Origin of the sequence: Sphingopyxis sp. (genome assembly GCF_965279725.1) — a bacterium.
Classification (GTDB): Bacteria; Pseudomonadota; Alphaproteobacteria; order Sphingomonadales; family Sphingomonadaceae; genus Sphingopyxis.
The window spans coordinates 165,479-186,825 of sequence record NZ_CBDIIL010000001.1; the positions used below are offsets into that span (position 1 = coordinate 165,479).

The window sequence follows — 21,347 nt, forward strand, 5'->3', positions numbered from 1 at the left end:
ACCCCTTATTAATTCTTGGCGGCCGGGACGGCGGCGGGCGCCGCTGCCGGAACAGCTTCAGTCGTGGTGGCGGCCGGCGTCGCGGCAGGCGCGGCGGCGGGCGTCGGTGCAGCGGCGGCGGATGCCGCAACGACCGGGCCAGCCGGATTGCCGCCCTTCGAGCGGACCCACGCTTCCCAGCGATCCACCGGCAGAACTTCGACAGCGATCGGCATATAGCCGTGGTCGACGCCGCACAGTTCCGAACATTGGCCGTAATAAACGCCGACCTTGTTCGCGGTGAACGTCGTTTCATTGGCGCGGCCGGGAACGGCGTCCATCTTGGTCCAGAAAGCCGGGACCGCAAAGCTGTGGATCACGTCGGAGCCGGTGATGATCAGCTTCACCTGGCGGCCGACAGGGACGACCATGCGGTTATCGACGGCGAGATGATAGGGCTCGCCCGCCGCGATCGCCTGCTGTTCAGTGAGGATCTTGGAAACATATTCGCCGATGCCCTGGTCGGGATAGGCATAGCCCCAATACCATTGGTACCCCGTGACCTTGATGGTCAGCGCGTCCTTCGACGGCGGTTCATATTGCTGGGCCAGCAGCCGGATCGACGGCACCGCGATCACCGCGAGGATCAGGACCGGAATAGCGGTCCAGATGATCTCGATGAAGGTGTTGTGCGTCGTCTTCGACGGCACCGGGTTCGCCTTGGCGCGGTAACGGAACATCGCCCAGAGCATCAGGCCCAAGACAATCAGCGTGATGATCGTGATCACCGGCAACAGGATGACGTGGTTGAACCAATAGGCCTGTTCGCCGACCGGGCTGACCTGTGGCTGGAAATCGATGCCCGCATCGACCGGCTGGCCAACCCCGGGGGTCGGCTTCATCGGGACATAGGTGGCATCGCCTGCCGGAACGGCGGCGGTGGTCGGCGCGAGCGCCTCTGGTGCCGCGGTGGTGGTCGCCGGGGCAACGGTCGGAGCCGGATTCGCCACAGTCGTCGCCACCGGGGCTTCTGCCGAGGCGGCCGCCGGGGTCTGCGCATGTCCGGCGCCCATCACGCCGAGCGACAAAACTGCCGCAATTACAAGGGTTTTCAAGCTCTTCATAAGGATAGTGCCGCCCGTTGCCTGTTGTTCTTATCTCGCCTCATCCCCTCTGTGACCACGACCGGACGTGCGTCCGGCCGGCCAGAAGACGGGCTGAATCTCGCGGGCGCTATAGACCCGCTTGCCGCTTGCCTCAAGCATCTCTAACACTATTTTGCGGCTGGATAATCTTCGCCGCCAAAACCCGGTCGCCCGCCATGGGTGACGCACTGGACAAAAGAACAATTCTCCCATGACCGATGATGAAATCCTGGCCGAATTCCGCGCCGCCGACGCCTTGCTGCAAGGGCATTTCCTGCTCTCGTCAGGCCGCCACAGCGAATATTATCTGCAATGCGCGCGCGTCCTGATGGACACCGAACGCGCCGGGCGGCTCGCCGTCGCGCTGGCCGCAAAGCTGCCACGCGACCTGAAACAGGCGATCGACATCGTCGTGTCGCCCGCGATGGGGGGCGTCATCATCGGCCATGAGATGGGCCGCGCGCTCGGCAAACCTGCGATTTTTGTCGAGCGACCAACCGGCACCTTCGAACTCCGCCGCGGCTTTACCATCGAACCCGGTGCCAAGGTGCTGATGATCGAAGATGTCGTGACTACCGGCTTGTCGTCACGCGAAGCGATGGCGTGCGTCGCGGCCGCCGGCGGCGAAGTCATCGCTGAGGCCGCGCTCGTCGATCGCTCGGCGGGTAGCAACGTCGACCTCGGCGTCCCCTTCTATCCCCTCGTGGCGATCAACTTCCCGACCTATGCCGCAGATGAACTTCCCGAACATCTGGCTGGCACCGAGGCGATCAAGCCCGGAAGCCGCGCGAATTGAGCAGCCGGCTCCGCCTGGGCGTCAACATCGACCATGTTGCGACGATCCGTAACGCGCGCGGCGGTGAGCATCCCGATCCGGTGCGCGCGGCACAGATCGTCGCAGCGGTCGGCGGCGACGGCATTACGGCGCATCTGCGCGAAGACCGCCGCCATATCCGCGACGACGATCTGGCGCGCATCCAGGCGGCGACCGACCTGCCGCTGAACCTGGAAATGGCGGCGACCGACGAAATGGTTGAAATTGCGCTGCGTCATAATCCGCACGCCGCCTGCATCGTCCCCGAAAAGCGCGAAGAGCGCACCACCGAGGGCGGGTTGGACGCAGCGGGACAGCACAACCACCTCGCCCCGATCGTCGCGCGGTTGAACGACGCAGGCATCCGGGTCAGCCTGTTCATCGAGCCCGACCCGCGCCAGATCGAGGCTGCGATGCGGCTGCGCGCGCCCGTCGTCGAATTTCACACCGGTCGCTATGCCCATGTCGAGGGCGAAGAACGTGCCGTCGAACTCCGCCGCCTCGCCGACGCCGCTGCGCTAGCGTGGAAGAACGGTATCGAGCCGCACGCCGGGCATGGCCTGACCTATGAGAATGTCGTCCCGGTCGCCGCGATCCCGCAGCTCGCCGAACTCAACATCGGCCATTATCTGATCGGCGAGGCGATCTTTACCGGGCTGGAAGATGCGGTGCGCCGGATGCGCGACCTAATGGACGAGGCGCGCGGCGCGCCATGATCATCGGCCTCGGTTCCGACCTGTGTAATATAGAGCGTATCCAGAACTCGCTCGACCGCTTTGGCGAACGGTTCGAAAATCGCGTCTTCACCGAGGTCGAGCGCGCGAAGGCGGCGCGGCGTCCGTTCACGCGCGCGGGAACCTACGCCAAGCGCTTTGCGGCGAAGGAGGCCTTCTCCAAAGCCGTCGGCACCGGCTTCAAGCACGGCGTGTTCATGAAGGACATCGGCGTCGTCAACGCCCCGTCGGGCGCGCCGACGCTAGCGCTGACCGGCGGCGCTGCGGCGCGGCTCGCGCAGATGATCCCGGCGGGTTATAGCGCCAACATCCACCTAACATTGACCGACGACCATCCCTGGGCGCAGGCGTTCGTCATCATCGAAGCGATCAAGGACTGACCGGATAATGGCGAAAACCAAGACAAAGGAAGACGGCAGCTGGGGCAAGCTGATCCGCGATATCGTGGTGATCCTGCTGCTCGTGCTCGGCATCCACAGCTGCGTCGCCAAGCCTTTCTATATCCCGTCCGATTCGATGATGCCGGTGCTGCGCAACGGCGACCGGCTGATCGTCAGCAAATATCCCTATGGCTGGTCCTATTCGTCGGTCAGTTTCCATCTCGCGCCGAAGAAAGCGGGCCGCTGGTTCGCCAAGCTGCCCGAACGCGGCGACATCGTCGTGCTCGAACATCCGGTGTCGCGGATCGACTATATCAAGCGGGTGATCGGCCTGCCCGGCGATACCATCCAGCTCACCAATGGCGAACTCAGCATCAACGGCAAGCCGGTGAAGCGCGAGGTTCAGCCGCTGCTGGCCATCCCCGTCGATGCCAACTTACCCAGCGGCGACAGCAGCCTCGACCGTTTTATCACCCGCGGTGCCGACGGGCGCGAAATGCTCGAATTGCCGATCGTGCGCGAAACTTTGCCCGGCGGCGCGACTTTTGACACCATCGACATGGGGCCGGGCTATACCACCGACGATTATGGACCCGTCACCGTTCCCGCCGACCATCTGTTCCTGATGGGCGACAACCGCGACGGCAGCGCCGACAGCCGCGTCGACACGTCGCAGAAAGGTCTCGGCGGCCCGGTCCCCTTCGATACGATCGCCGGGCGCGCCGAAATTATCAGCTTTTCGACCGACGGTACCGCCACATGGTACAACCCGATCAGCTGGTTCAATGCGCTGCGGCCGGACCGCGCGGGAACCGACCTCCGCCCCGAACGTAGCAGCAAGGCAGAATAGGGAGCGCGGGCATGGTGGAGAGGAAAGAGCGGGCCCAGGCCCGTGCCAAGGCCACCGCCAACGCCCCCGGCCCGACCGAGATTCGCAGCCACCTGGTCCGTACCGAACTGCTCAAGGCCAGCGTCTGGCTCGGCCTTGCGCTGCTGATCGGCGCGTGCATCGTTCTGGTCCAGCCGATCCTGCTGATCTTTGCCGCAATCGTGATGGCGTCGATGCTCGACGGCGGCACTCGACTGTTGGGCCGCGTCCTGCCGATCGCGCGTGGCTGGCGGCTGCTGATCGTTTGCTTGACGCTGCTTGCTTTCATGATCTGGACGATGATGTTCGCGGGATCGCAGATCGCCGATCAGGCCGCGACGCTGCAAAAAGTGGTGATGAGCCAGGTCGAACGGCTCGCGGGCTGGGCGAGCGATCATGGCATGGGCAATCTCCAGCTCGACACCAAAACGATTTCCGACAATTTCGCTGGTACCTTTGGCCGCGTCACCGCGGCGGTGGGGTCGGTCGTCGGCGCGTTCACCAGTGTGGTGATGATCCTGATACTCGGCATCTTTATCGCGATCGAACCGCGGCTGTATGAGCGCGGGGTGGCGTGGATGCTGCCGATGAAGAACCGCGAAGATTTTTACATCACAACCGCGCGCATGGGATTCACGCTGCGCCGACTGATGGCCGGTCGCCTGCTGGGTATGCTGGTCGAAGGGATCGGAACATGGCTCGCGTGTCTGGCGGTCGGCGTCCCGATGGCGGCGCTGATGGGCTTACTCACGGGGCTGCTGGCCTTCATTCCCAATATCGGCGCGATCGTGTCGGGGGCGCTGCTGATCCTTGTCGGCTTTTCTGCCGGGACCGACGTCGGCCTGTGGGCGATCGTCATCTATTTCATCGTGCAAACCGTCGACGGTTATCTGATCGTCCCGATGGTCGCGAAACAGACCGTCGATCTGGCGCCCGCGCTGGTCCTTGGCGCGCAGATATTGTTTGGCGCACTGCTGGGGATCATGGGACTGTTTCTGGCCGACCCGATCGTGGCGATGATTAAGGTCGCGCTGGAGCGCGAGGCCGAGCGCAATGCCGCCGGCGTCAAAAGGAAAACGACGGCGGACACCTAAGCCCGCCGTCGTTTGATTTCGTCAACACCGCGTGGTTTTTTACTGCGGCGGCATGCCCGGAGCGCCCGGAGGCCCAGCGGGGCCACCCTGCTGCTGCATCATCTGCTGTTGTTGCTGCATCTGCTGCTGCATCGCGCGCACCTCGGCTTCCGAACGGAAATCTAGCAGCGTCACATCGAAATGCAGCGTGCTGCCGGCCGGGATCGGTCCGGTCGCGCGATCGCCATATCCAAGCTGCGCGGGAATGGTGATCTTGTATTGCCCGCCCTTTTTCATTCGGGTCAGCGCTTCGGAGAAGCCCGGAACGACCCCAGCGACCTGCATCGGCGCCTGTTCATTGGCATCGAACACGGTACCATCGTCGAGCTTGCCTTCATATTTCACCAGCACGACGTCGGCCTTGGTCGGGCTGAGCCCGGTGCCTTCCTTGACGACTTCGAAACCGATCCGAGGGGTCATGTGCCAGGCAAATGCCGCGCCCGCGACCAGCAACGCCGCCAAGCCGAACCACATCAGCCACAGGCCGCTTTTGCTAACCGGGCGCAAGGGAACCGTCGTTACGCTCATTTTCGCTGATCCTTCCGTTGCCCGCACGAAGACTTATGGCGGGCAATATTGTTGGGCACGCCTATAGGCGGAGCGGCGTGGGGCGGTCCAGAGGCAATTGAGCCCGACATCGCACCCCGACCCAACGAAAAAGGCGCCACGGTTGCCCGCAGCGCCTGTTTCACGATCCGAATCCTTAAAAGGAAGGACAGGTCTTACTTGATCCCGTCGCGTTCCATGCGCTTGCGCTCCATCTTGCGGGCGCGGCGGACGGCGGCAGCGTGCTCACGCGCGCGCTTTTCGCTGGGCTTCTCGTAATGACGGCGCAGCTTCATTTCGCGATACACGCCCTCACGCTGCAGCTTCTTCTTAAGCGCGCGAAGAGCCTGGTCGACATTATTGTCGCGAACGATGATCTGCATGGGCCGTGTCGTCTCCGGTTCGTCTAACGATCAAAGGCAACCGGATATCCAGTTCGCCGTAAATCGCCGATATAAGGGCAATAAAAGAAGCGCCGCGAACCCGCGACGTTCCGATGGCTGGGCCACTAAAAGGATTCGCGGCGAAATGCAAGCCCCTGCGCGGTAAACCGGGCTTGTCGCGCCATCGGGGCGCCCCACCCGCTCTCGGGATTGTGCCGCGCCCCTTCCTTATGGCATAGGTAGCAGGACGAAACTAACCAACATAAAGGGACAGGCCATGGCGACCCAGCTGAAGCGCAACAGCAAATATAGCGAAGCCGAGTGGACGGCGCGGCAGGAACTGGCGGCTTGTTACCGCATTTTCGCGATGATGGGCTGGGATGAAATGATCTTCAACCACATCACGGTGAAGATTCCCGACGAAGACGGCAGCTACCTGATCAACCCCTATGGCATGCATTTCAGCGAAGTGACGGCCTCGACGTTGATCAAGATCGACATCGACGGCAACAAGGTCGACGAAGATAATCCCTGGCACGTCAACAAGGCGGGCTTCGTCCAGCACAGCCTGTTCCACCGCGTCCTGCCCGACGCGCATGCGATCATCCACACCCACACCACCGCGACGGTCGCAGTCTGCGCGCTCGAAGGCGGGCTCCAACCGGTCAATTTCTACGCCTGCAACTTTGCCGGCCAGCTTGCCTATCATGATTTCGAAGGCGTGACGGTCCGCGAGGAAGAGGGCGAGCGTCTTGTCGAGAACCTTGGCGACAAGCGTATCCTGATGCTCAAGAACCATGGCCCGGTGGTGATGGGCAAGACGCTGACCGAGGCTTTCATCAAATATTGGGCGCTCCAGCGCGCTTGCGAGATCCAGCTCGCGACGATGAGCATGGGCAAACCGATCATCGTCCCGAACGAAGTCATCGCAGTCCACCAGCGCGACCTTTTCATGGCATCGATCCCAGGGCAGGCTGGCAAAGCAGAATTCGACGCGATGGTGCGCAAGGTCGACAAGATCGATACGAGCTGGCGTGACTAATCCGGCGGCTCCGCTAAATCTTCGCGCATGACGCGATTCTCAGTCAACGACCGTCCGGTCGAATATCGGATGGAACCCGAAACGCCCTTGCTGTGGGCGCTGCGCGACGCATCGAACCTGACCGGGACCAAATATGGCTGCGGCACCGGCGAATGCGGTGCCTGCACGGTCGATATCGATGGTGAGGCGATCCGCAGCTGTATGGTCACGATCGCCGAATGCGAGGGGCGCTTCGTTACCACGATCGAGGGACTGACCCGCGACCGCAGCCATCCGGTGCAACAGGCCTGGGTCGCCGAACAGGTGCCGCAATGCGGGTTCTGCCAATCGGGGATGATCATGGCGGCGGCGGCGCTGCTGCGGTCGAACAGCAATCCCAGCGACGCCCAAATCGACGCGGCGATGACCAATATCTGCCGGTGCGGCACCTATCCGCGCATCCGCACCGCAATCCACCGCGCCGGGCGCGTGCTGCGCGGCGAGGAGCGGATCGCCGCCGCCCCGCCGCCGGGCATCCGGCCCGAAGACGCCGCGCGCGCGGTCCCCGCGCTACGCCTTCCCCCCAGCACCTGAACACTGCCGTTCATGTAGCTGAACCGCAGGCAACAGCGCGGTTCAGCCGCCGATCATCTTGCCGCCGGTAAGACATGATTCATCATCCCGGCTGGCCTCTCCAGCGATCGGGACATGAGTTGGAGTATGGCGAGATGAAAAAGATGTTCGGAGGGTTGCTGATCGCTGCGACGATCCTGACCCCCATTGCCCCGGCGGCCGCGCAGGCGACGGGCGAGCGCATGCAATTGGCGCAGCGCGGCGACCGCGGTGATCGCGGCCCGCGCGGCCCTGAAGTCCGGCGCGGCAACAGCGGCGGCGAAGCGCGGGTCCAGCGTCAGCAGACCCAACAACCGCGACCCGAGCGCGAGCAACGTAGCGAAGTGCGCCAGCAACGCACCGAGGTACGTCAACAGCGTAGTGACGTCCGCCAGCAACAGCGCGGCACCGATCAGCGCCAGACTCAGCAGGCGCAACAGACTCAGCGCCAACGCGGCGGCACCTATGATCGCAACAACGACGGCCGCCTCGACCGCCAGTGGGATCGCAATCGCAACGGCCAGGTCGATCAGCGTTACGATCGCAACGACAACGGCCGCGTTGATCGGCGGTATGACCGCAATCGCAACGGCGACCTCGATCGCCGTCTCGATCGCAACAACAATAATCGCCTCGACAGTCGCGATCCGCGGTATGACCGCAATCGCGACGGCCAGATTGATCGGCGTTACGACCGCAACGACAACAACCGCGTCGATCGCCGCTATAACAACGGCCGCGGCAACAGCAGCTGGAACCGAGACTGGCGCAGTGACCGTCGCTACGACTGGCGGAGCTATCGCAACCAGAACCGCAGCCATTACCGGATGCCGCGCTATTACAACCCGTATCGCGGTTATGGTTATACGCGGTTCAGCATCGGCTTCAGCCTGAACTCGCTGTTCTACAGCTCGCGCTATTGGATCAACGACCCCAGCTATTACCGACTGCCGCCCGCCTACGGCGGCACCCGCTGGATCCGCTATTATGACGACGCGCTGCTGGTCGACACCTACTCGGGCGAAGTGATCGACGTAATCCACGATTTCTTCTGGTAATTCCTTTCGGTTACCCGAAGACAAACTCAAGGGGTCGGCTTGTCCGGCCCCTTTTTTTTTGCGCGCGGCCCATCCAGTAGGCCGCTCTCTTTATGGGCTTGCCCTCCCATGTTCAGCGCGCCACGATGACGACACAGAACAGGGGAACATCGATGCATAAATTGGGATTGGTCGCCGTCGCGGCGTTGGCGCTGCTCAGCACCACTGCACAGGCCAAAATAACCGTCGTCTATGCTGGCCAAGTCATCACCGATGCGAATAAGCCGGCGCAAGGTCCTTCGACAATCGTCATCACCGATGACCGCATCACATCGATCACCGCCGGCCGCAGCGCCGCCCCCGCCGATGCCGAAATCGTCGACCTGGGCGACAAGACGCTGCTGCCCGGCCTCATCGACCTCCACGTCCATCTGACCGGCGACCCGGGCGACGATTATCGTGCCGCGGCGGTCGATCCGAACGAATGGGGCGTTGTCGTCGGCGCGAAAAACGCCGGGCTCACGCTGCGCGCGGGCTTCACCACCGTGCGCGAGGCGGGTTCGGCGCAATACACCGCTTATTCGCTCCGCCGCGGCACCGCGAACGGCTTTATCGAAGGACCCCGCATTATCGCCGCCGGCCCTGCGCTGTCGATCATCGGCGGCCACGGCGACGTGACAGGCTTTCGCGAGGATGTGCATGCGGTTCTGGATGAGGGCTATACCTGCACCGGCGCAATCGAGTGTGCCGAAAAGGTCCGCAAGGCCGCGCGGGCCGGTGCCGATGTCATCAAGATCACCGCGACCGGCGGTGTCCTGTCGCAGCAGGCACGCGGGCTCGAAGGCCATTTCACCAGCCCCGAACTTCAGAGCATCGCCGACACCGCCCATTCGCTGGGGCTGAAGGTGATGGCGCACGCGCATGGTGCAGGCGGGATCACTTCGTCGGCCGCGGCCGGAATCGACAGCATTGAACATGGTACCTTCGCTGACGATGCAACCCTGCGGGTGATGAAAGCCAAGGGGACGTATCTCGTGCCGACGCTGATGGCGTTCGAAGGCATTCGCGAACGACTCGGCAAGGGCATCTATACCCCGACCGTAGAGAATAAGGTGCGCATGACGCTCGGCGATGTCGGCAAGGCTGTGACCCGCGCCAAGGCGATGGGCGTGCCGATCGCCTTTGGCACTGATGCTGGCGTGTTCGAGCACGGCCGCAACGGCGGCGAGTTCGCGCTGCTGGTCAAATATGGGCTGACCCCGCGCGAGGCGCTGGCCAGCGCAACAACCGTCGCGGCAAAGCTGCTGTCGATGGAGAATGAAATCGGTCGGATAGCACCCGGCCTGTCCGCCGACATGATCGCGGTATCGGGCGACCCTTTAAAGGATGTGACAGTACTGGAAAAGGTCGACTGGGTGATGGCGCGCGGCCGCATCGCCGAATAACCGGAGTCGCCCAGCGGTGTGGCTTCCACGCCGCCGATCGGACGGGCTCGTGGCGCAGGAATCGACCCGACATTTCGTGCGAGTTTAACATTATCTTGAACCGCCGCCGCTAATGGCAAGTCGCTGATAGACGGAAAGATTGTCCATGACAGTGCGCCTGCTCCTTTTGATACTCGCAAGCGTAAGCCTGTCTGCGCTGGCGCAGCTTGCGCTCAAGATCGGGACCACGGCGGCGGCTGGCGGTCGATCGTCAGGGATTGGTGGAGAGATTGGCGGCCTCGCTCAATCCCCGATGATCATTCTGGGCCTCGGCCTTTACGGCATCGGGGCGCTGCTCTGGCTTTTCGTTCTGGGCCGGGCTCCTCTGTCGCTGGCCTATCCCTTCGTCGGGATCGGGTTCATCCTGACGATGCTCGCGGGCGCCTTCTGGCTCGACGAAAGCGTCAGCGTCGCCCGCGTTGCGGGAACCCTGCTGATCGCGACGGGCTGCGTACTCGTCGCGCGCTCGGCGTAAATCCCATGGCTCCGCAGACCACAGGCCTTCCGCCTTCGGCATCGGCGCTTTCACCGCGAGCCTGTTCAGCCATGCTCGTCGCGATCGTCCTCCTCGCCATGGCGCTGAGACTGGCGGGCGCGTGGGTTCTGCAGCACCCGCTCAATAGTGATCCGCTCGCCTATTTCACTATGGCCCAAGGCCTCGCCGAACGCGGTGAACTCACGGATATGTACGGGCAGAAGGCCTTCTACAGCGCCGGTTACCCGTTGCTGCTAGCGCCGTTTTTCAAGGCCTTGGGCAGCTCGGTCGGCACGGCCATAGCGGCCAATCTACTGCTGTGTGCGATCAGCATCTGGCTGATCTACAAGCTCACCGTCGCGCTGTCCGGACTTCGCGGGGCGGGCCTGATCGCCGCGGCCATCTATGCGCTATGGTTTCCCGGCCTCTGGAATGCGACGATGCTGGCCAAGGAAAATCTTTCGACCCCCTTCCTACTGGGGATCACCCTGTGTGCGATCGCGATCGCGCGCGGCGAGCGCCCTGCGGGTGCCGCGCTGGTGGCCGGCCTTCTGTGGGGCGCGGCGCTGGTCACGGGCGGCTCCGCGCTGCTCCTGTGCCTTGGCGTCGCGGTCGCGCTGTTGATGCTCATGCGCGCACGGGCGCGGTTCGCGCCCGCTTTTGCCGCGGGTCTTTGTTTTATCATCGGCGCCGTGCTGATGCTGGCGCCATGGCTTTATACTACCGACCTGATGGTCGGCCGCCCGGTCCTCACGACCAACGCTGCGTTCAACCTCTACCTGGGCAACAACCCCGCCGCGACGGGCCGGTTCGTCAGCATCGCCGACACGCCGCTGGCAAAGGATTGGGACTCTACGCGCCTGCGTCTTGGCGAGGCAGGCAATGCCGATCGCCTGCAAGGCGAAGCGCTCAACTGGATCAAAGCGAATCCTGGCCGGGCGGCGGAACTGGCCGCGCTCAAACTCGCCTATTTCTGGCAACCCAATCTTCCCGACGCCCGCGACTTCGCGGTCTCGAAAGCCCTCGCTTCGATCCGCCTGATCGAGGTCGCGCAATATGGGCTGATCCTGTTGATCGGGCTGCTCGCCTTTCGTTCGCGGCAAATCGCTAGCGACGGAAAATGGATTTTTGCCGCAATGATCGCGGGCTTCTGGCTGATCCATGCCGCCGCCTACATCATCGTCCGTTACCGCGATCCGGTGATCCCGCTGCTGATCATCATGGCGGCTATTCCGGTCACAGCCTGGGTCGAGCGGCTCGCGGCGCGAAGGAACCGACGCCATGCTGGATAAACAGCGCGTCAGTGCCGACCAAGCCGTACCGCTGTTCGTCGACGTCGACGGCACCCTGACGCGCGCGGATATTTCCCTCGAAAGTTTCGTGAGGATCGCGCGATCCGGCATCGCCGCGATGGTCGCGGTGCTGACCTGGCTGGTCGCGGGCCGTGCCGTCGCCAAGACGATGGCGGCGCGGCGCGACCGCATCGACCCCGCGCGGCTGCCATACCGGCCAGAGGTGCTCAATCTTATCGAGCAGGCCAAGGCCGACGGCCGCCCCGTGATCCTGGCGAGCGCCAGCCACTGGCGGCACATCCGCCGCATCGCCGACCATCTGACGCTGGTGGATCCGGTCATCGCCACGCGCGGTCGCTCTAATCTGAAAGGTGCCGCCAAGCTGGCCGCCATCCGCGCCCGCATCGGTCCCGATGCGCCGTTCGACTATGTCGGCGACAGCCGCGCCGACACCTGCCTGTGGCGCGAAGCACGGCATGGCTGGTCCGTCGGCCATGTGCCGCCGGGATCGGCGGTCCAACGCCTCGGCGACCCACGCCCCAGCGCCGGCCGGGCAATTATCAAGGCCATGCGGCCACATCAATGGGCCAAAAACGCGCTGGTGATCGTTCCTGCGCTAACGTCGGGCGAATTCGCAAAGCCCGCCGTGTTGCTCACTGCGGTGACGGCCGCGTTGCTCATGTCGCTCATCGCCTCGTCGATCTATTTGCTCAACGACCTGCTCGATATCGACTCCGATCGCGCGCATCACAGCAAATGGAAACGGCCGCTTGCGCATGGTGATCTCACGATCCCCGCCGCGCTGGGCCTGTCCCTGCTTCTCGCCACCCTGGGCCTGGCAGGGGGATGGTGGCTGGGTGGCCCCGTGCTCACCTTCTGGCTCTTGGCCTATATGGCGATCACGACCGCCTATTCGTTCCGGCTGAAGGCGGTGATGGTCGGCGACGCCATCGTCCTCGCCTCGCTTTACACGATCCGGATCTGGATTGGCGCAATTGCGATCGACGTGGCGCTTAGCTTCTGGCTACTGCTCTTCTCGGTCTTCCTGTTCCTGAGCCTCGCCTATCTCAAACGCTATGTGGAGATGCGTGACGCGAGCGAACCCGAGCGCCTGCTGAGCGGACGCGGCTATGTCGGCGGTGATCTGGACGTGGTGATGATGTCCGGGATCTCGGCCGGGATGGTCGCGACCCTCGTGCTCGCTCTGTTTGCGCATGATCCGGCGACGGCTGAACGCTATGCGCTGCCCGAAATGCTGTGGCTGCTCTGCCTACCGCTGATTTACTGGCTGAACCGGATCTGGATGATGGCGCGGCGCGGCGAGGTCGAGGGCGATCCGGTGGCCTTTGCGATCAAGGACGGACGAAGCCTTGCCGTTGGCGCGGTGACGGCCTGCATCTTCGTGGCGGCCCTCTACGGACCGGCGGCCGTCAATCTGATCGCCGACTGACGGTTGGCGTATCGCGCCGGCGCACCGTCAGGCGGCCGCGCGGCGCAACTGCATGCGCGCCGGCGCCGCCGTCTTTGGCCCGAGCAGCGCCTCCATATCGACCGCTTCCGCAAATTTGACCCCGACGCGATTGCCCGCCGACCAGCGCGCCTCGACCATGACCATCTGGTCGGGTCCGAACTCGAGCGTCAGCGACGTTCCGGGCGGGACGTTCCATAGCCCCTCGACCAGCGCCCCGCGCGGCGACATGTTGCGCACGATCGCTTCGTAACGATGCCCGCCGCTCGCGACCTGGATCGTGCGGAAGATCGTGAAGCGCGGTTCGCGCGCACTTTTGTAACCGCGCGCTTCGGCTTGGCCGCCGCCCTCGCGCAGCAGCGCCAATACCTCGGCCAGTTCCATCGGACGCCCATAGATATAGCCCTGGACATGGCTGCACCCGAGCCCGCGGATCAGCGCTAGATCGTCATGGGTTTCGACACCTTCGGCGGTCGTTTCCATATTGAGCGCAGTGGCGAGCCCCACGATCGACGAGATGATCGCGGCATTCATGCTGCTGGGGTCGGCGGCGCCGAGCACAAAGCTCTGGTCGATCTTGATCTTGTCGAACGGCGCCTTTTTCAGATAGCCGAGCGCCGAATAGCCCGTACCGAAATCGTCAAGCGCCAACCGGATGCCCGTGCGCTTCAGTTTCTGGAACATCGCCAGATTTTCGGGACTTTCGTCGAGGAACACCCCCTCGGTAATCTCGAGTTCCAGCTGATCCGGACGGATGCCGGCCGCCGATACCGCGCTCAGGATCGTTGCAGGCAGCTTTTCATTGGAAAACTGCCGCGGCGAGATATTGACCGCGACGCGGTAACCGGGACCGAGCAGCGCAATGCTGGCACAGGCGGTGCGGATGACCCACTCGCCGATCGGCACGATCAGGTTCGATTCCTCGGCGATCGGGATGAATTTCGACGGGCTGATCAGCCCCTCGGTCGCGTGATGCCAGCGGATCAACGCTTCGAACCCGGTGATTCGCTCGCTGCCGACATCGACGATCGGCTGATAGAGCAGCCGCAGCTCATCCTTGACCAGCGCATCGCGCAGCGAGTCCTCGATCGCCTTGCGTTCGCTCGCCTGATTGTGCATCGCATCGGCATAGAAACGATAGACGCCGCGCCCCGCATCCTTGGCCGCATACAGCGCGAGGTCGGCGTTGCGGACCAGCGCCGAAGCCGACACCCCCTGTCCTTCCGACACCGCGATCCCGATCGACGACCCGACGCGAACCTGCTCGCCCTCGATCGAAAACGGCTTGGCCAGACTGAGGAGGATCGCATTGGCGATCCCCGCCAGCTTTTCGGGCTGGCAAAGCTGCGGCACCACGATCTGGAATTCGTCGCCGCCCAGCCGCCCGACCTGCCCCTTGTCGCCGACGATCTGGGTCAGCCGCCCGGCAACCTGTTGCAACAGCTGATCGCCGACTGGGTGTCCCAACGTATCGTTCACCGCCTTGAATCGATCGAGGTCCATCAGCAGCAGCGCGCAGGGCTGCGGCTGGCCGATATGGCTTTTGAGCGCCCGTTCGAGCAGGTCGGTGATGTGGGGCCGGTTCGCGAGACCGGTCAGCGTGTCGTAGCGCGCCAGCTGGTTAATCTCGCGGTCCGAGCGTTTCTTCTCGGTAAGGTCGGTGCCGCTGCCCCGAAACCCTTGGAAATTGCCTAGCGCGTTGCTGATCGGCTGACCCGAAATCGACCACCAGCGTTCCTCACCTACGACCGCGGCCTGCACCGTCAATTCCTTGAATGGGGTGCGCGACGACAGGCTGAACCCCAAGGTACGCTCCTCGCTCTCGTCATTGCCGACGCGTTTGCGAATGATGTCGGTGAACGGTCGGCCGACCAGATCGGACGCCGCCCGGTCGAGCCGCGCGGCAACGGTCGGCGAGATATAGACCAGCTGGCCATGGCGGTCGGTTTCCCAAAACCAGCCGCGCCCCGCCCGCTCGAAATCGCGCATCAGGTTCAGCGCGCGTTGCTGGTCGCTGACCGACAGTCGGCGGGCGCGCGTCGCGCGGCGCTGGTGGCGAATATCCTCGCGCATCATCACGATCAGCAGACCGAGGAACACCAAGCCGGCGACGGCGAACGGCCAAGACGCGATGCCGATCGCTCCCCCAAGCGCGGTCGCACCGGCGAAGGCAAAAAAAGCGGGGCGCACGATCGCCGCTGCCGACGCAGCGACGAGCAGCGATCCGACCTGGATCGCGGTGAACGCATCGAAGTGGGCGCTACCGTCCGGAACCGCGATCGCGGCAAACATGGCGGCGGCGTTGAACAAGGTTCCGACCGCGATCATCACCATGCACAGCATGACCAAATTGCGCAGAAGCTGGTTCGACACCGCCCGCGGCCGCCGCATCGCCTGCCCGATTACCGTCAGCACGACGTCGCACGGCAGGCCCGCCACCATCACCAGCCACTGCGATGGATGGTCAAGAAATCCCGACACCCCCGGCACGAACCCAAAGGTGAGAAACGCGAGGACGCGACCGATCAGCACATAATGCCACAGCTGCGCCACGCGCAGCAGACGCGTCACGAACTCGGGCGACTCGAATATCGGCTCGCCCGCCGCCAACGGACCCGCTGCCGGCCCGATAATGTTACGCCGAACCTCCAATTTCCCGCTTGTCCTGCTCGTCTGGTCCACTCCGCTCAGTGGCCAAATAGAGGTTCACAAATCCTTACCTGGCCGCCGCGATCGTCGCCGATCCTGTGCCATTATGGACGCTATTCCGTTTCGCATCGCAACTTGTTATAGCGACCTCATGCCCACCGTCCGCTTGCTCCCGCCCGACCGTTTTTTCGACCGCAGCCAATGGGCGGCGATCACCACTGCGTCGCGGTGGCGCGGTATCTGGCTGGTCGCGCATGCATGGATCGTCAGCATCGTCCTGGTGGGGCTGGCGGCGTGGCTGCACAACCCCGCCGCGTGGGTGCTCGCGATCATGTTCGTCGGCGGCCGCCAGCTTGGCCTCGCAATCCTGATGCACGATGCGGCGCACGGGTTGCTGCATCCGACGCGCAAGACGAACAATTTCCTGGGCCAGTGGTTGACCGGCGCTGCGGTCGGGTCCGACCTCATCGCCTATCGCACCTATCACCTTCAGCATCACAAATTCACGCAGCAGGCCGAAGACCCAGATCTGTCTTTGTCAAAACCCTTTCCCACCTCCCGCACCAGCCTCGCGCGCAAGGCGCTCCGGGACCTGAGCGGCCAGACCTTTTTCAAACAGCGCACGGCGCAATTCGGCTTTGCTCTCGTCGGGCTGAAAGCGATGTTCCGCGGCGAAAAGCCCGAAAAAGGTCGCGCGAGCACCAAGGCCGGAACCCCGTTCAATAAGCAGTCGGATGATGGCATGACGTCACCGGCGGTCGATGTCGCGGGCGCGATCACGGTCGCGCGCGCGGTCGGCCGCTTTCTGCTTGTTCAGGCGCTGCTGCTTGCCGCCTCGCTCGCGCTTTATGGCTGGACGCCGTATCTGCTGTGGCTCGCGGGCCTCGCAACGACCTTTCAACTCTATCTGCGTATCCGCAACATTGCCGAACATGCCTGCACGACGACGGGCAGCGACGATCCCTTCACCCACGCCCGCACCACTTACGCAGGTTGGCTCGCGCGCGCGACGGTTGCGCCATATTGGGTGAATTACCACGCCGAACATCATCTGTTCATGGGCGTCCCTTGTTATCGGCTGGCGGAAGTCCACGCGATGCTGGGCCGCGCCGGTCGCCACGAATCGATGACGATCGCGCCCGGCTATGCGGCCGTTTTGCACCGCGTCACGGCAATCTAGTCAGCGCTCATCAACACGCCGTCGCCAAGCCAGATCCCCAGCCAGCCCGCCAGCGCCGCCAGCGCCGCTGCCTCGCCCAGTCGTTCGATGGCTTGGGCGCTTAAATCCGTAAAGTTTGCCGCCGCTTCCAGTCGGGCAAACATCGCACCTTCGTCAGCCGAAAGGCTACGAAACTTCGGTTGCTGACCGCTGCGCCAAACGAGCAGCTGCACCGGCACCGCGAATGGTTCGACGGCGGGCGGATTTGTTTCGCTGTCGAGCGCGCTCCAGATCGCCGCTATATTGTGGCGCACCGTCAACAGCCGCGCCGATGGGTGGAGGGTCAAAGATCGTTCGATCAATGCATCACCGAGCGCACCGACACCCGCCGCATCGAGCACGGCAACGTCCGGCGCGTCGAACGCCTCGCGCAATCCCCAATCGATGGCGGCTAGTTCGGCAAGCTCGCCGTCGTCGGGATAATTATTCGCCAGAAAGCCCACGAACATGTCGCCATAATAGCGAAGGTTGCGGGTTGTCGACGGGTACGCGGCCACATAAGCGCGCGCAACGTGGCCGAACTGATCGGCACCCAGATAGGCGAACAGCCGCGAATAATGATCGGCCAGAACGCCGGTCAGGCTGGCGCGGTAATTGTTGCGATAAATGTCGAGCCGTCGGCGCGCACCGACATGGTCGTCATCGACGATCAACGCCTCGGCATCGGCGGCACCGTCGATTACCCCGGCCAGGAACCGCGCTTGCACGACGCGCAGCGCCTCAAACATAACTGGGTTCGCACATTTGTGCCGCAACCGCGCGCGCTCGGTCAAGCTCGGTAATCAGCGCGGCGAGCGGAGGGATGTCGTCGTCGCGCTCGATCATCGTCGCAACCGGGCCGAACAGGTCGCAAGCATTGGCGTATAATTCCCAGACCGCGTCGCAGACGTCGGCGTCGTGGGTGTCGATGACATAATCACCCATGTCGCTGTGGCCGGCGAGGTGGATTTGCTGGACGCGCCCCGCAGGCAAGCCGACCAGATAGTCATGCGGGTGAAATCCGTGATTGCGCGCGCTGACATAGACATTGTTGACGTCGAGCAGCAGCAGGCAATCGGCGCGTTCGGCCATTTCTGCCAAGAAGTCCCACTCGCTGCGATCGGACGAACGAAAGGTCACATAACTGGACGGATTTTCGATCAGGATGCGGCGGCCAAGATAGTCCTGGACCCGCGAAATATTGTCGACAACGCAATCGAGCGTCGGCGCGTCATATGGCAATGGCAACAGGTCGTGGCTGTTGTGCGCGTTGATCCCGGTCCAGCACAGATGGTCGGACACCCACAAAGGTTCGACCCGCTCCGCCAGCGCCTTCAACGCAGCGAGATAGTCCATGTCGAGCGGTTCGGCCGACCCGATCGACAGCGACACGCCGTGCATCACCATCGGATAGTCGGCGCGAATGGCGTCGAGCATTGCCAGCGGCTTGCCGCCCGGCACCATATAATTTTCCGAGATGATTTCGAGCCAGTCGACCGGCTGCGGCCGGTTCAGAAACTCGCGGTAATGATCGGCGCGCAGGCCCAGGCCGAACCCCGGGTACGCCAACGTCTTGCGATCTTTGGTACAGGTCATTGATTGGAACATGGATTGCTTTCCGCGCGGCGCCCGGCGCCGCGCGGAAAGCAACGAGGTCAGCCGATGTCGCCGATAACGCCGCCAGCGGTCAGGCACTTGCCCGCGGCCATCGCCTTAAAGCCCTGATTCTTGCATTCATTGTGACCCTTGCACTCGTTGGCGCTGGTCTTGCAGTCGGCGCTTCCCTTGCAGCTGTTGACGCCATAGCAATGGACCGTGTCGCTGGCGCCGACGGCGGCGCCCGAGCTGTTGGCGGGGGCCGGGGCGGCCATCGCGGCACCGGCAAGCGCCAGCGCGGTGGCCGACGCGGCAAAAGCAGCGGCAAATTTATGATTGGTCATGATGAGATCCTCCGAAGACAGAATGGAGGGCAAAACGCACCTCCATGCTTTGATATTCGGATCGGCGCGAAAGATGTTACAGCCGCGTGCGCTTTATTCGGCGCTGGCGACAAACCGCGCCCCGGCGCGATCCTTCTCGGTTGTGGCGGGGTCAAAGATCATGCCGTTCATCGCGATATAGACCCCCGGGGGCAACGTCTGCGCGGCGGCCAACGCAAAGCCGACGTTGAATTCGGCATCACTGGCGCGCACCGACGCCGGCTGCATCGCGCCGGTCATGACGATCGTCTTGCCCGCGATCCCGGCCAGTACGCGCCCGGTGACGACCATCGTGTCGGTGCCGTGGGTGACCAGAATACGCGTCGCCTCGCTCGCCTCGACCGCAGCGCGGATCGCGGCGCGATCGGCATCGCCGATCTCGAGGCTGTCCTTGCGCATCAGCTGCGTCACCCGGTGCGGGACATGGACGTTATTCTCGCGCAGCAGGTCGGGGATCGCCGCCGGTCCGATCTGGAATTCGCTGAGCGCGTCGAAATACACTTTGTCGATCGTGCCGCCGGTGGTCAAGATTTCGATCACGCCAAAGCCTCGGCAATCAGCCGCCGCGTATTCTCGACCCCGAACAGCGCGATGAAGCTGCCCATGCGCGGCCCGGCGCTCGATCCGAGCAAGGTCTCGTACAGCGCCTTGAACCAATCACGCAGATTTTCAAAGCCATAGGCCTCGTTCTTGCCAATCGCATAGACGATATTCTGGATATCATCGGCCGAGGCGTCCGTCGGCAACGCCGCCAGTTCGCGATCGAGTTCGACCAGCGCCGCCACCTCGCCGCCCTGCGGCTTGCGGCGGCTCAGCGTCGGGGCGACATAGTCGCGGTTATACGCCATCGCATTGTCGATCAGCCGGTCAAGCTCAGGCCAGGTCGCGGCGTCGGCACCGTCGACATAGCGGCCGAGGTAGCGCCAGATCTGCTCCTTCGACGCGTCGGCACCCATCACGGCCACCAGATTCAGCAGCAGGCCAAAGGTCACCGGCAATTCGCTCGCCGGAATCTGCTCGCCGCGCGCGACATGCACATGATGCACCGGGTTGCCGAGACGCTTGTCGGCTTCTTGCGCCGGATAGCTGCCGCGCATCTGCAGATATTCGTCGATCGCCTTGGGGATGACGCCGATATGCAGCTGCTTCGCCGCCTTGGGCTCGCGATAGGCGAAGAACGCGAGGCTTTCCTCGCTGCCGTAATCGAGCCACTGGTCAAGGCTGAGGCCGTTGCCCTTCGACTTCGAAATCTTCTCGCCCTTTTCGTCGAGGAACATTTCGTAGATCAGCCCCTCGGGCTTGCGCCCGCCAAGCGCCTTGGCGATCTTGCCCGACTGAACCCCGCTGTCGGTCAGATCCTTGCCATACATTTCGTAATCGACGCCGAGCGCGACCCAGCGCATCGCCCAGTCGACCTTCCATTGCAGCTTGGCACCGCCGCCAAGGATCGAATGGGTGATCATCTGCCCCTCGTCCTCGAACGACACCAGCCCCGCGTCGGCATCGACGACAGTCACCGGCACCTGCAAAACGATCCCAGACGTCGGGCTGACCGGCAGGATCGGCGAATAAGTCGCGGCGCGCTCGGCGCGCAGCGTCGGCAACATGATGTCGAGGATGTCCTGATTGTGGCGCAGGACATTCCTGAGTGCGTCGTCGAACGCGCCCGCCTTGTACCGCTCGGTCGAGCTGACAAACTCATACTCAAACCCGAAACGGTCGAGAAACTCGCGCAGCATCGCATTGTTATGATGCGCAAAACTTTCGAACTTGCCGAATGGGTCGGGGATCGCCGTCAGCGGCTTGCCGAGATATTCGCGCAGCATGTCGCCGTTCGGTACATTGTCCGGCACCTTGCGCAGCCCGTCCATATCGTCACTGAATGCCACAAGTCGCGTCGGCGCGCCGCCTGTCAGCGCCTCATAGGCGCGGCGAACCATCGTCGTGCGCAGCACTTCATTGAAGGTGCCAATATGCGGCAGGCCGGACGGGCCATAGCCGGTCTCGAAGATCATCGCCTCACCGCCCGGCTTGCCGTCGGGATAGCGTTTGACCAGCTTGCGCGCTTCCTCGAACGGCCAGGCCTTGGACGTTTGCGCGGGTTCGCGCAGCGAGGGGTGCAGGTGCAAGTCAGTCATGCCGCGCCCATA

Annotated in this window: 22 protein-coding genes; 13 read left to right on the plus strand and 9 right to left on the minus strand. The window is 63.5% G+C overall.

Annotation, left to right across the window (positions count from 1 at the left end):
• Positions 1-8 precede the first annotated feature (8 nt).
• Positions 9-1,103 carry a cytochrome c oxidase subunit II gene (gene coxB, locus ACQY6T_RS00775; protein WP_428627308.1) on the minus strand — a complete coding sequence of 365 codons (1,095 nt, stop codon included), beginning with the start codon at positions 1,101-1,103 and terminating at the stop codon, positions 9-11.
• Positions 1,104-1,335: 232 nt separating this feature from the next.
• On the opposite strand from coxB, the gene pyrE reads away from it, so the two are divergent.
• From pyrE to ACQY6T_RS00800, 5 genes are read left to right on the plus strand one after another with little or no spacing between them, the layout of a single operon-like run.
• Positions 1,336-1,920 (plus strand): orotate phosphoribosyltransferase, encoded by a 585-nt coding sequence (pyrE, locus tag ACQY6T_RS00780; RefSeq protein WP_428627310.1) that lies wholly within the window; start codon positions 1,336-1,338, stop codon positions 1,918-1,920.
• Positions 1,917-2,654 carry a pyridoxine 5'-phosphate synthase gene (locus ACQY6T_RS00785; protein WP_428627312.1) on the plus strand — a complete coding sequence of 246 codons (738 nt, stop codon included), beginning with the start codon at positions 1,917-1,919 and terminating at the stop codon, positions 2,652-2,654. The genes pyrE and ACQY6T_RS00785 overlap by 4 nt, the downstream gene beginning before the upstream one ends.
• A complete protein-coding gene (gene acpS / locus ACQY6T_RS00790) occupies positions 2,651-3,052 on the plus strand; it encodes a holo-ACP synthase (RefSeq protein WP_428627315.1) in 402 nt (133 codons plus the stop codon). Before ACQY6T_RS00785 ends, acpS begins: the two co-directional genes overlap by 4 nt.
• A gap of 7 nt (positions 3,053-3,059) precedes the next feature.
• Complete coding sequence (gene lepB / locus ACQY6T_RS00795; protein ID WP_428627318.1) at positions 3,060-3,902, plus strand: signal peptidase I; 843 nt, start codon at positions 3,060-3,062, stop codon at positions 3,900-3,902.
• Positions 3,903-3,913: 11 nt separating this feature from the next.
• The gene (locus tag ACQY6T_RS00800) at positions 3,914-5,014 is read left to right on the plus strand and encodes an AI-2E family transporter (protein ID WP_428627320.1); all 1,101 of its coding nucleotides are present in this window, start codon (positions 3,914-3,916) and stop codon (positions 5,012-5,014) included.
• Between the two features lie 39 nt (positions 5,015-5,053).
• On the opposite strand, the gene ACQY6T_RS00805 is transcribed toward ACQY6T_RS00800, so the two are convergent.
• On the minus strand, positions 5,054-5,581 hold the full coding sequence (locus ACQY6T_RS00805) for an FKBP-type peptidyl-prolyl cis-trans isomerase (protein ID WP_428627322.1): 528 nt from the start codon (positions 5,579-5,581) through the stop codon (positions 5,054-5,056).
• Positions 5,582-5,775: 194 nt separating this feature from the next.
• Positions 5,776-5,982 (minus strand): 30S ribosomal protein S21, encoded by a 207-nt coding sequence (gene rpsU, locus ACQY6T_RS00810; protein WP_037510267.1) that lies wholly within the window; start codon positions 5,980-5,982, stop codon positions 5,776-5,778.
• 277 nt (positions 5,983-6,259) lie between these two features.
• Between rpsU and ACQY6T_RS00815 the strand changes: the two genes are divergently transcribed.
• The 7 genes from ACQY6T_RS00815 (at position 6,260) to ACQY6T_RS00845 (ending at position 13,353) form a co-directional block, all read left to right on the plus strand.
• Positions 6,260-7,024: a class II aldolase/adducin family protein gene (locus ACQY6T_RS00815; RefSeq protein ID WP_428627325.1), complete on the plus strand. Its 765-nt coding sequence runs from the start codon at positions 6,260-6,262 to the stop codon at positions 7,022-7,024.
• Between the two features lie 27 nt (positions 7,025-7,051).
• The gene (locus tag ACQY6T_RS00820; RefSeq protein WP_428627326.1) at positions 7,052-7,597 is read left to right on the plus strand and encodes a (2Fe-2S)-binding protein; all 546 of its coding nucleotides are present in this window, start codon (positions 7,052-7,054) and stop codon (positions 7,595-7,597) included.
• A 134-nt stretch (positions 7,598-7,731) separates the two neighbouring features.
• Complete coding sequence (locus tag ACQY6T_RS00825) at positions 7,732-8,673, plus strand: RcnB family protein (protein ID WP_428627328.1); 942 nt, start codon at positions 7,732-7,734, stop codon at positions 8,671-8,673.
• 152 nt (positions 8,674-8,825) lie between these two features.
• Positions 8,826-10,097: an amidohydrolase family protein gene (locus tag ACQY6T_RS00830; RefSeq protein ID WP_428628805.1), complete on the plus strand. Its 1,272-nt coding sequence runs from the start codon at positions 8,826-8,828 to the stop codon at positions 10,095-10,097.
• 145 nt (positions 10,098-10,242) lie between these two features.
• Positions 10,243-10,611, plus strand: coding sequence for a hypothetical protein (locus tag ACQY6T_RS00835; RefSeq protein WP_428627329.1), 369 nt, complete (start codon positions 10,243-10,245; stop codon positions 10,609-10,611).
• Between the two features lie 71 nt (positions 10,612-10,682).
• Positions 10,683-11,903 carry an ArnT family glycosyltransferase gene (locus ACQY6T_RS00840; protein WP_428627331.1) on the plus strand — a complete coding sequence of 407 codons (1,221 nt, stop codon included), beginning with the start codon at positions 10,683-10,685 and terminating at the stop codon, positions 11,901-11,903.
• Entirely contained in the window at positions 11,893-13,353 is a 1,461-nt protein-coding gene (locus ACQY6T_RS00845) for a UbiA family prenyltransferase (RefSeq protein WP_428627333.1), read from the plus strand. Before ACQY6T_RS00840 ends, ACQY6T_RS00845 begins: the two co-directional genes overlap by 11 nt.
• A gap of 27 nt (positions 13,354-13,380) precedes the next feature.
• Here the strand turns inward: ACQY6T_RS00845 and ACQY6T_RS00850 are convergent, their stop codons facing one another.
• Positions 13,381-15,942 carry an EAL domain-containing protein gene (locus ACQY6T_RS00850; protein ID WP_428627336.1) on the minus strand — a complete coding sequence of 854 codons (2,562 nt, stop codon included), beginning with the start codon at positions 15,940-15,942 and terminating at the stop codon, positions 13,381-13,383.
• 229 nt (positions 15,943-16,171) lie between these two features.
• Here ACQY6T_RS00850 and ACQY6T_RS00855 point away from each other — a divergent pair, with 229 nt between their 5' ends.
• Positions 16,172-17,200, plus strand: a complete 1,029-nt coding sequence (locus ACQY6T_RS00855) for a fatty acid desaturase family protein (protein WP_428627339.1) — start codon at positions 16,172-16,174, stop codon at positions 17,198-17,200.
• On the opposite strand, the gene ACQY6T_RS00860 is transcribed toward ACQY6T_RS00855, so the two are convergent.
• The 5 genes from ACQY6T_RS00860 to ACQY6T_RS00880 form a co-directional block, all read right to left on the minus strand.
• The gene (locus ACQY6T_RS00860) at positions 17,197-17,967 is read right to left on the minus strand and encodes a putative DNA-binding domain-containing protein (protein WP_428627341.1); all 771 of its coding nucleotides are present in this window, start codon (positions 17,965-17,967) and stop codon (positions 17,197-17,199) included. The genes ACQY6T_RS00855 and ACQY6T_RS00860 overlap by 4 nt on opposite strands.
• Positions 17,960-18,814 carry a DUF692 domain-containing protein gene (locus ACQY6T_RS00865; protein ID WP_428627344.1) on the minus strand — a complete coding sequence of 285 codons (855 nt, stop codon included), beginning with the start codon at positions 18,812-18,814 and terminating at the stop codon, positions 17,960-17,962. The genes ACQY6T_RS00860 and ACQY6T_RS00865 overlap by 8 nt, the downstream gene beginning before the upstream one ends.
• Positions 18,815-18,873: 59 nt before the next feature.
• Entirely contained in the window at positions 18,874-19,158 is a 285-nt protein-coding gene (locus tag ACQY6T_RS00870; RefSeq protein WP_428627347.1) for a hypothetical protein, read from the minus strand.
• Positions 19,159-19,251: 93 nt separating this feature from the next.
• Positions 19,252-19,737 carry an asparaginase domain-containing protein gene (locus ACQY6T_RS00875; RefSeq protein WP_428627349.1) on the minus strand — a complete coding sequence of 162 codons (486 nt, stop codon included), beginning with the start codon at positions 19,735-19,737 and terminating at the stop codon, positions 19,252-19,254.
• Positions 19,734-21,335 carry a lysine--tRNA ligase gene (locus tag ACQY6T_RS00880; protein ID WP_428627351.1) on the minus strand — a complete coding sequence of 534 codons (1,602 nt, stop codon included), beginning with the start codon at positions 21,333-21,335 and terminating at the stop codon, positions 19,734-19,736. The genes ACQY6T_RS00875 and ACQY6T_RS00880 overlap by 4 nt, the downstream gene beginning before the upstream one ends.
• Between the last annotated feature and the right edge of the window lie 12 nt (positions 21,336-21,347).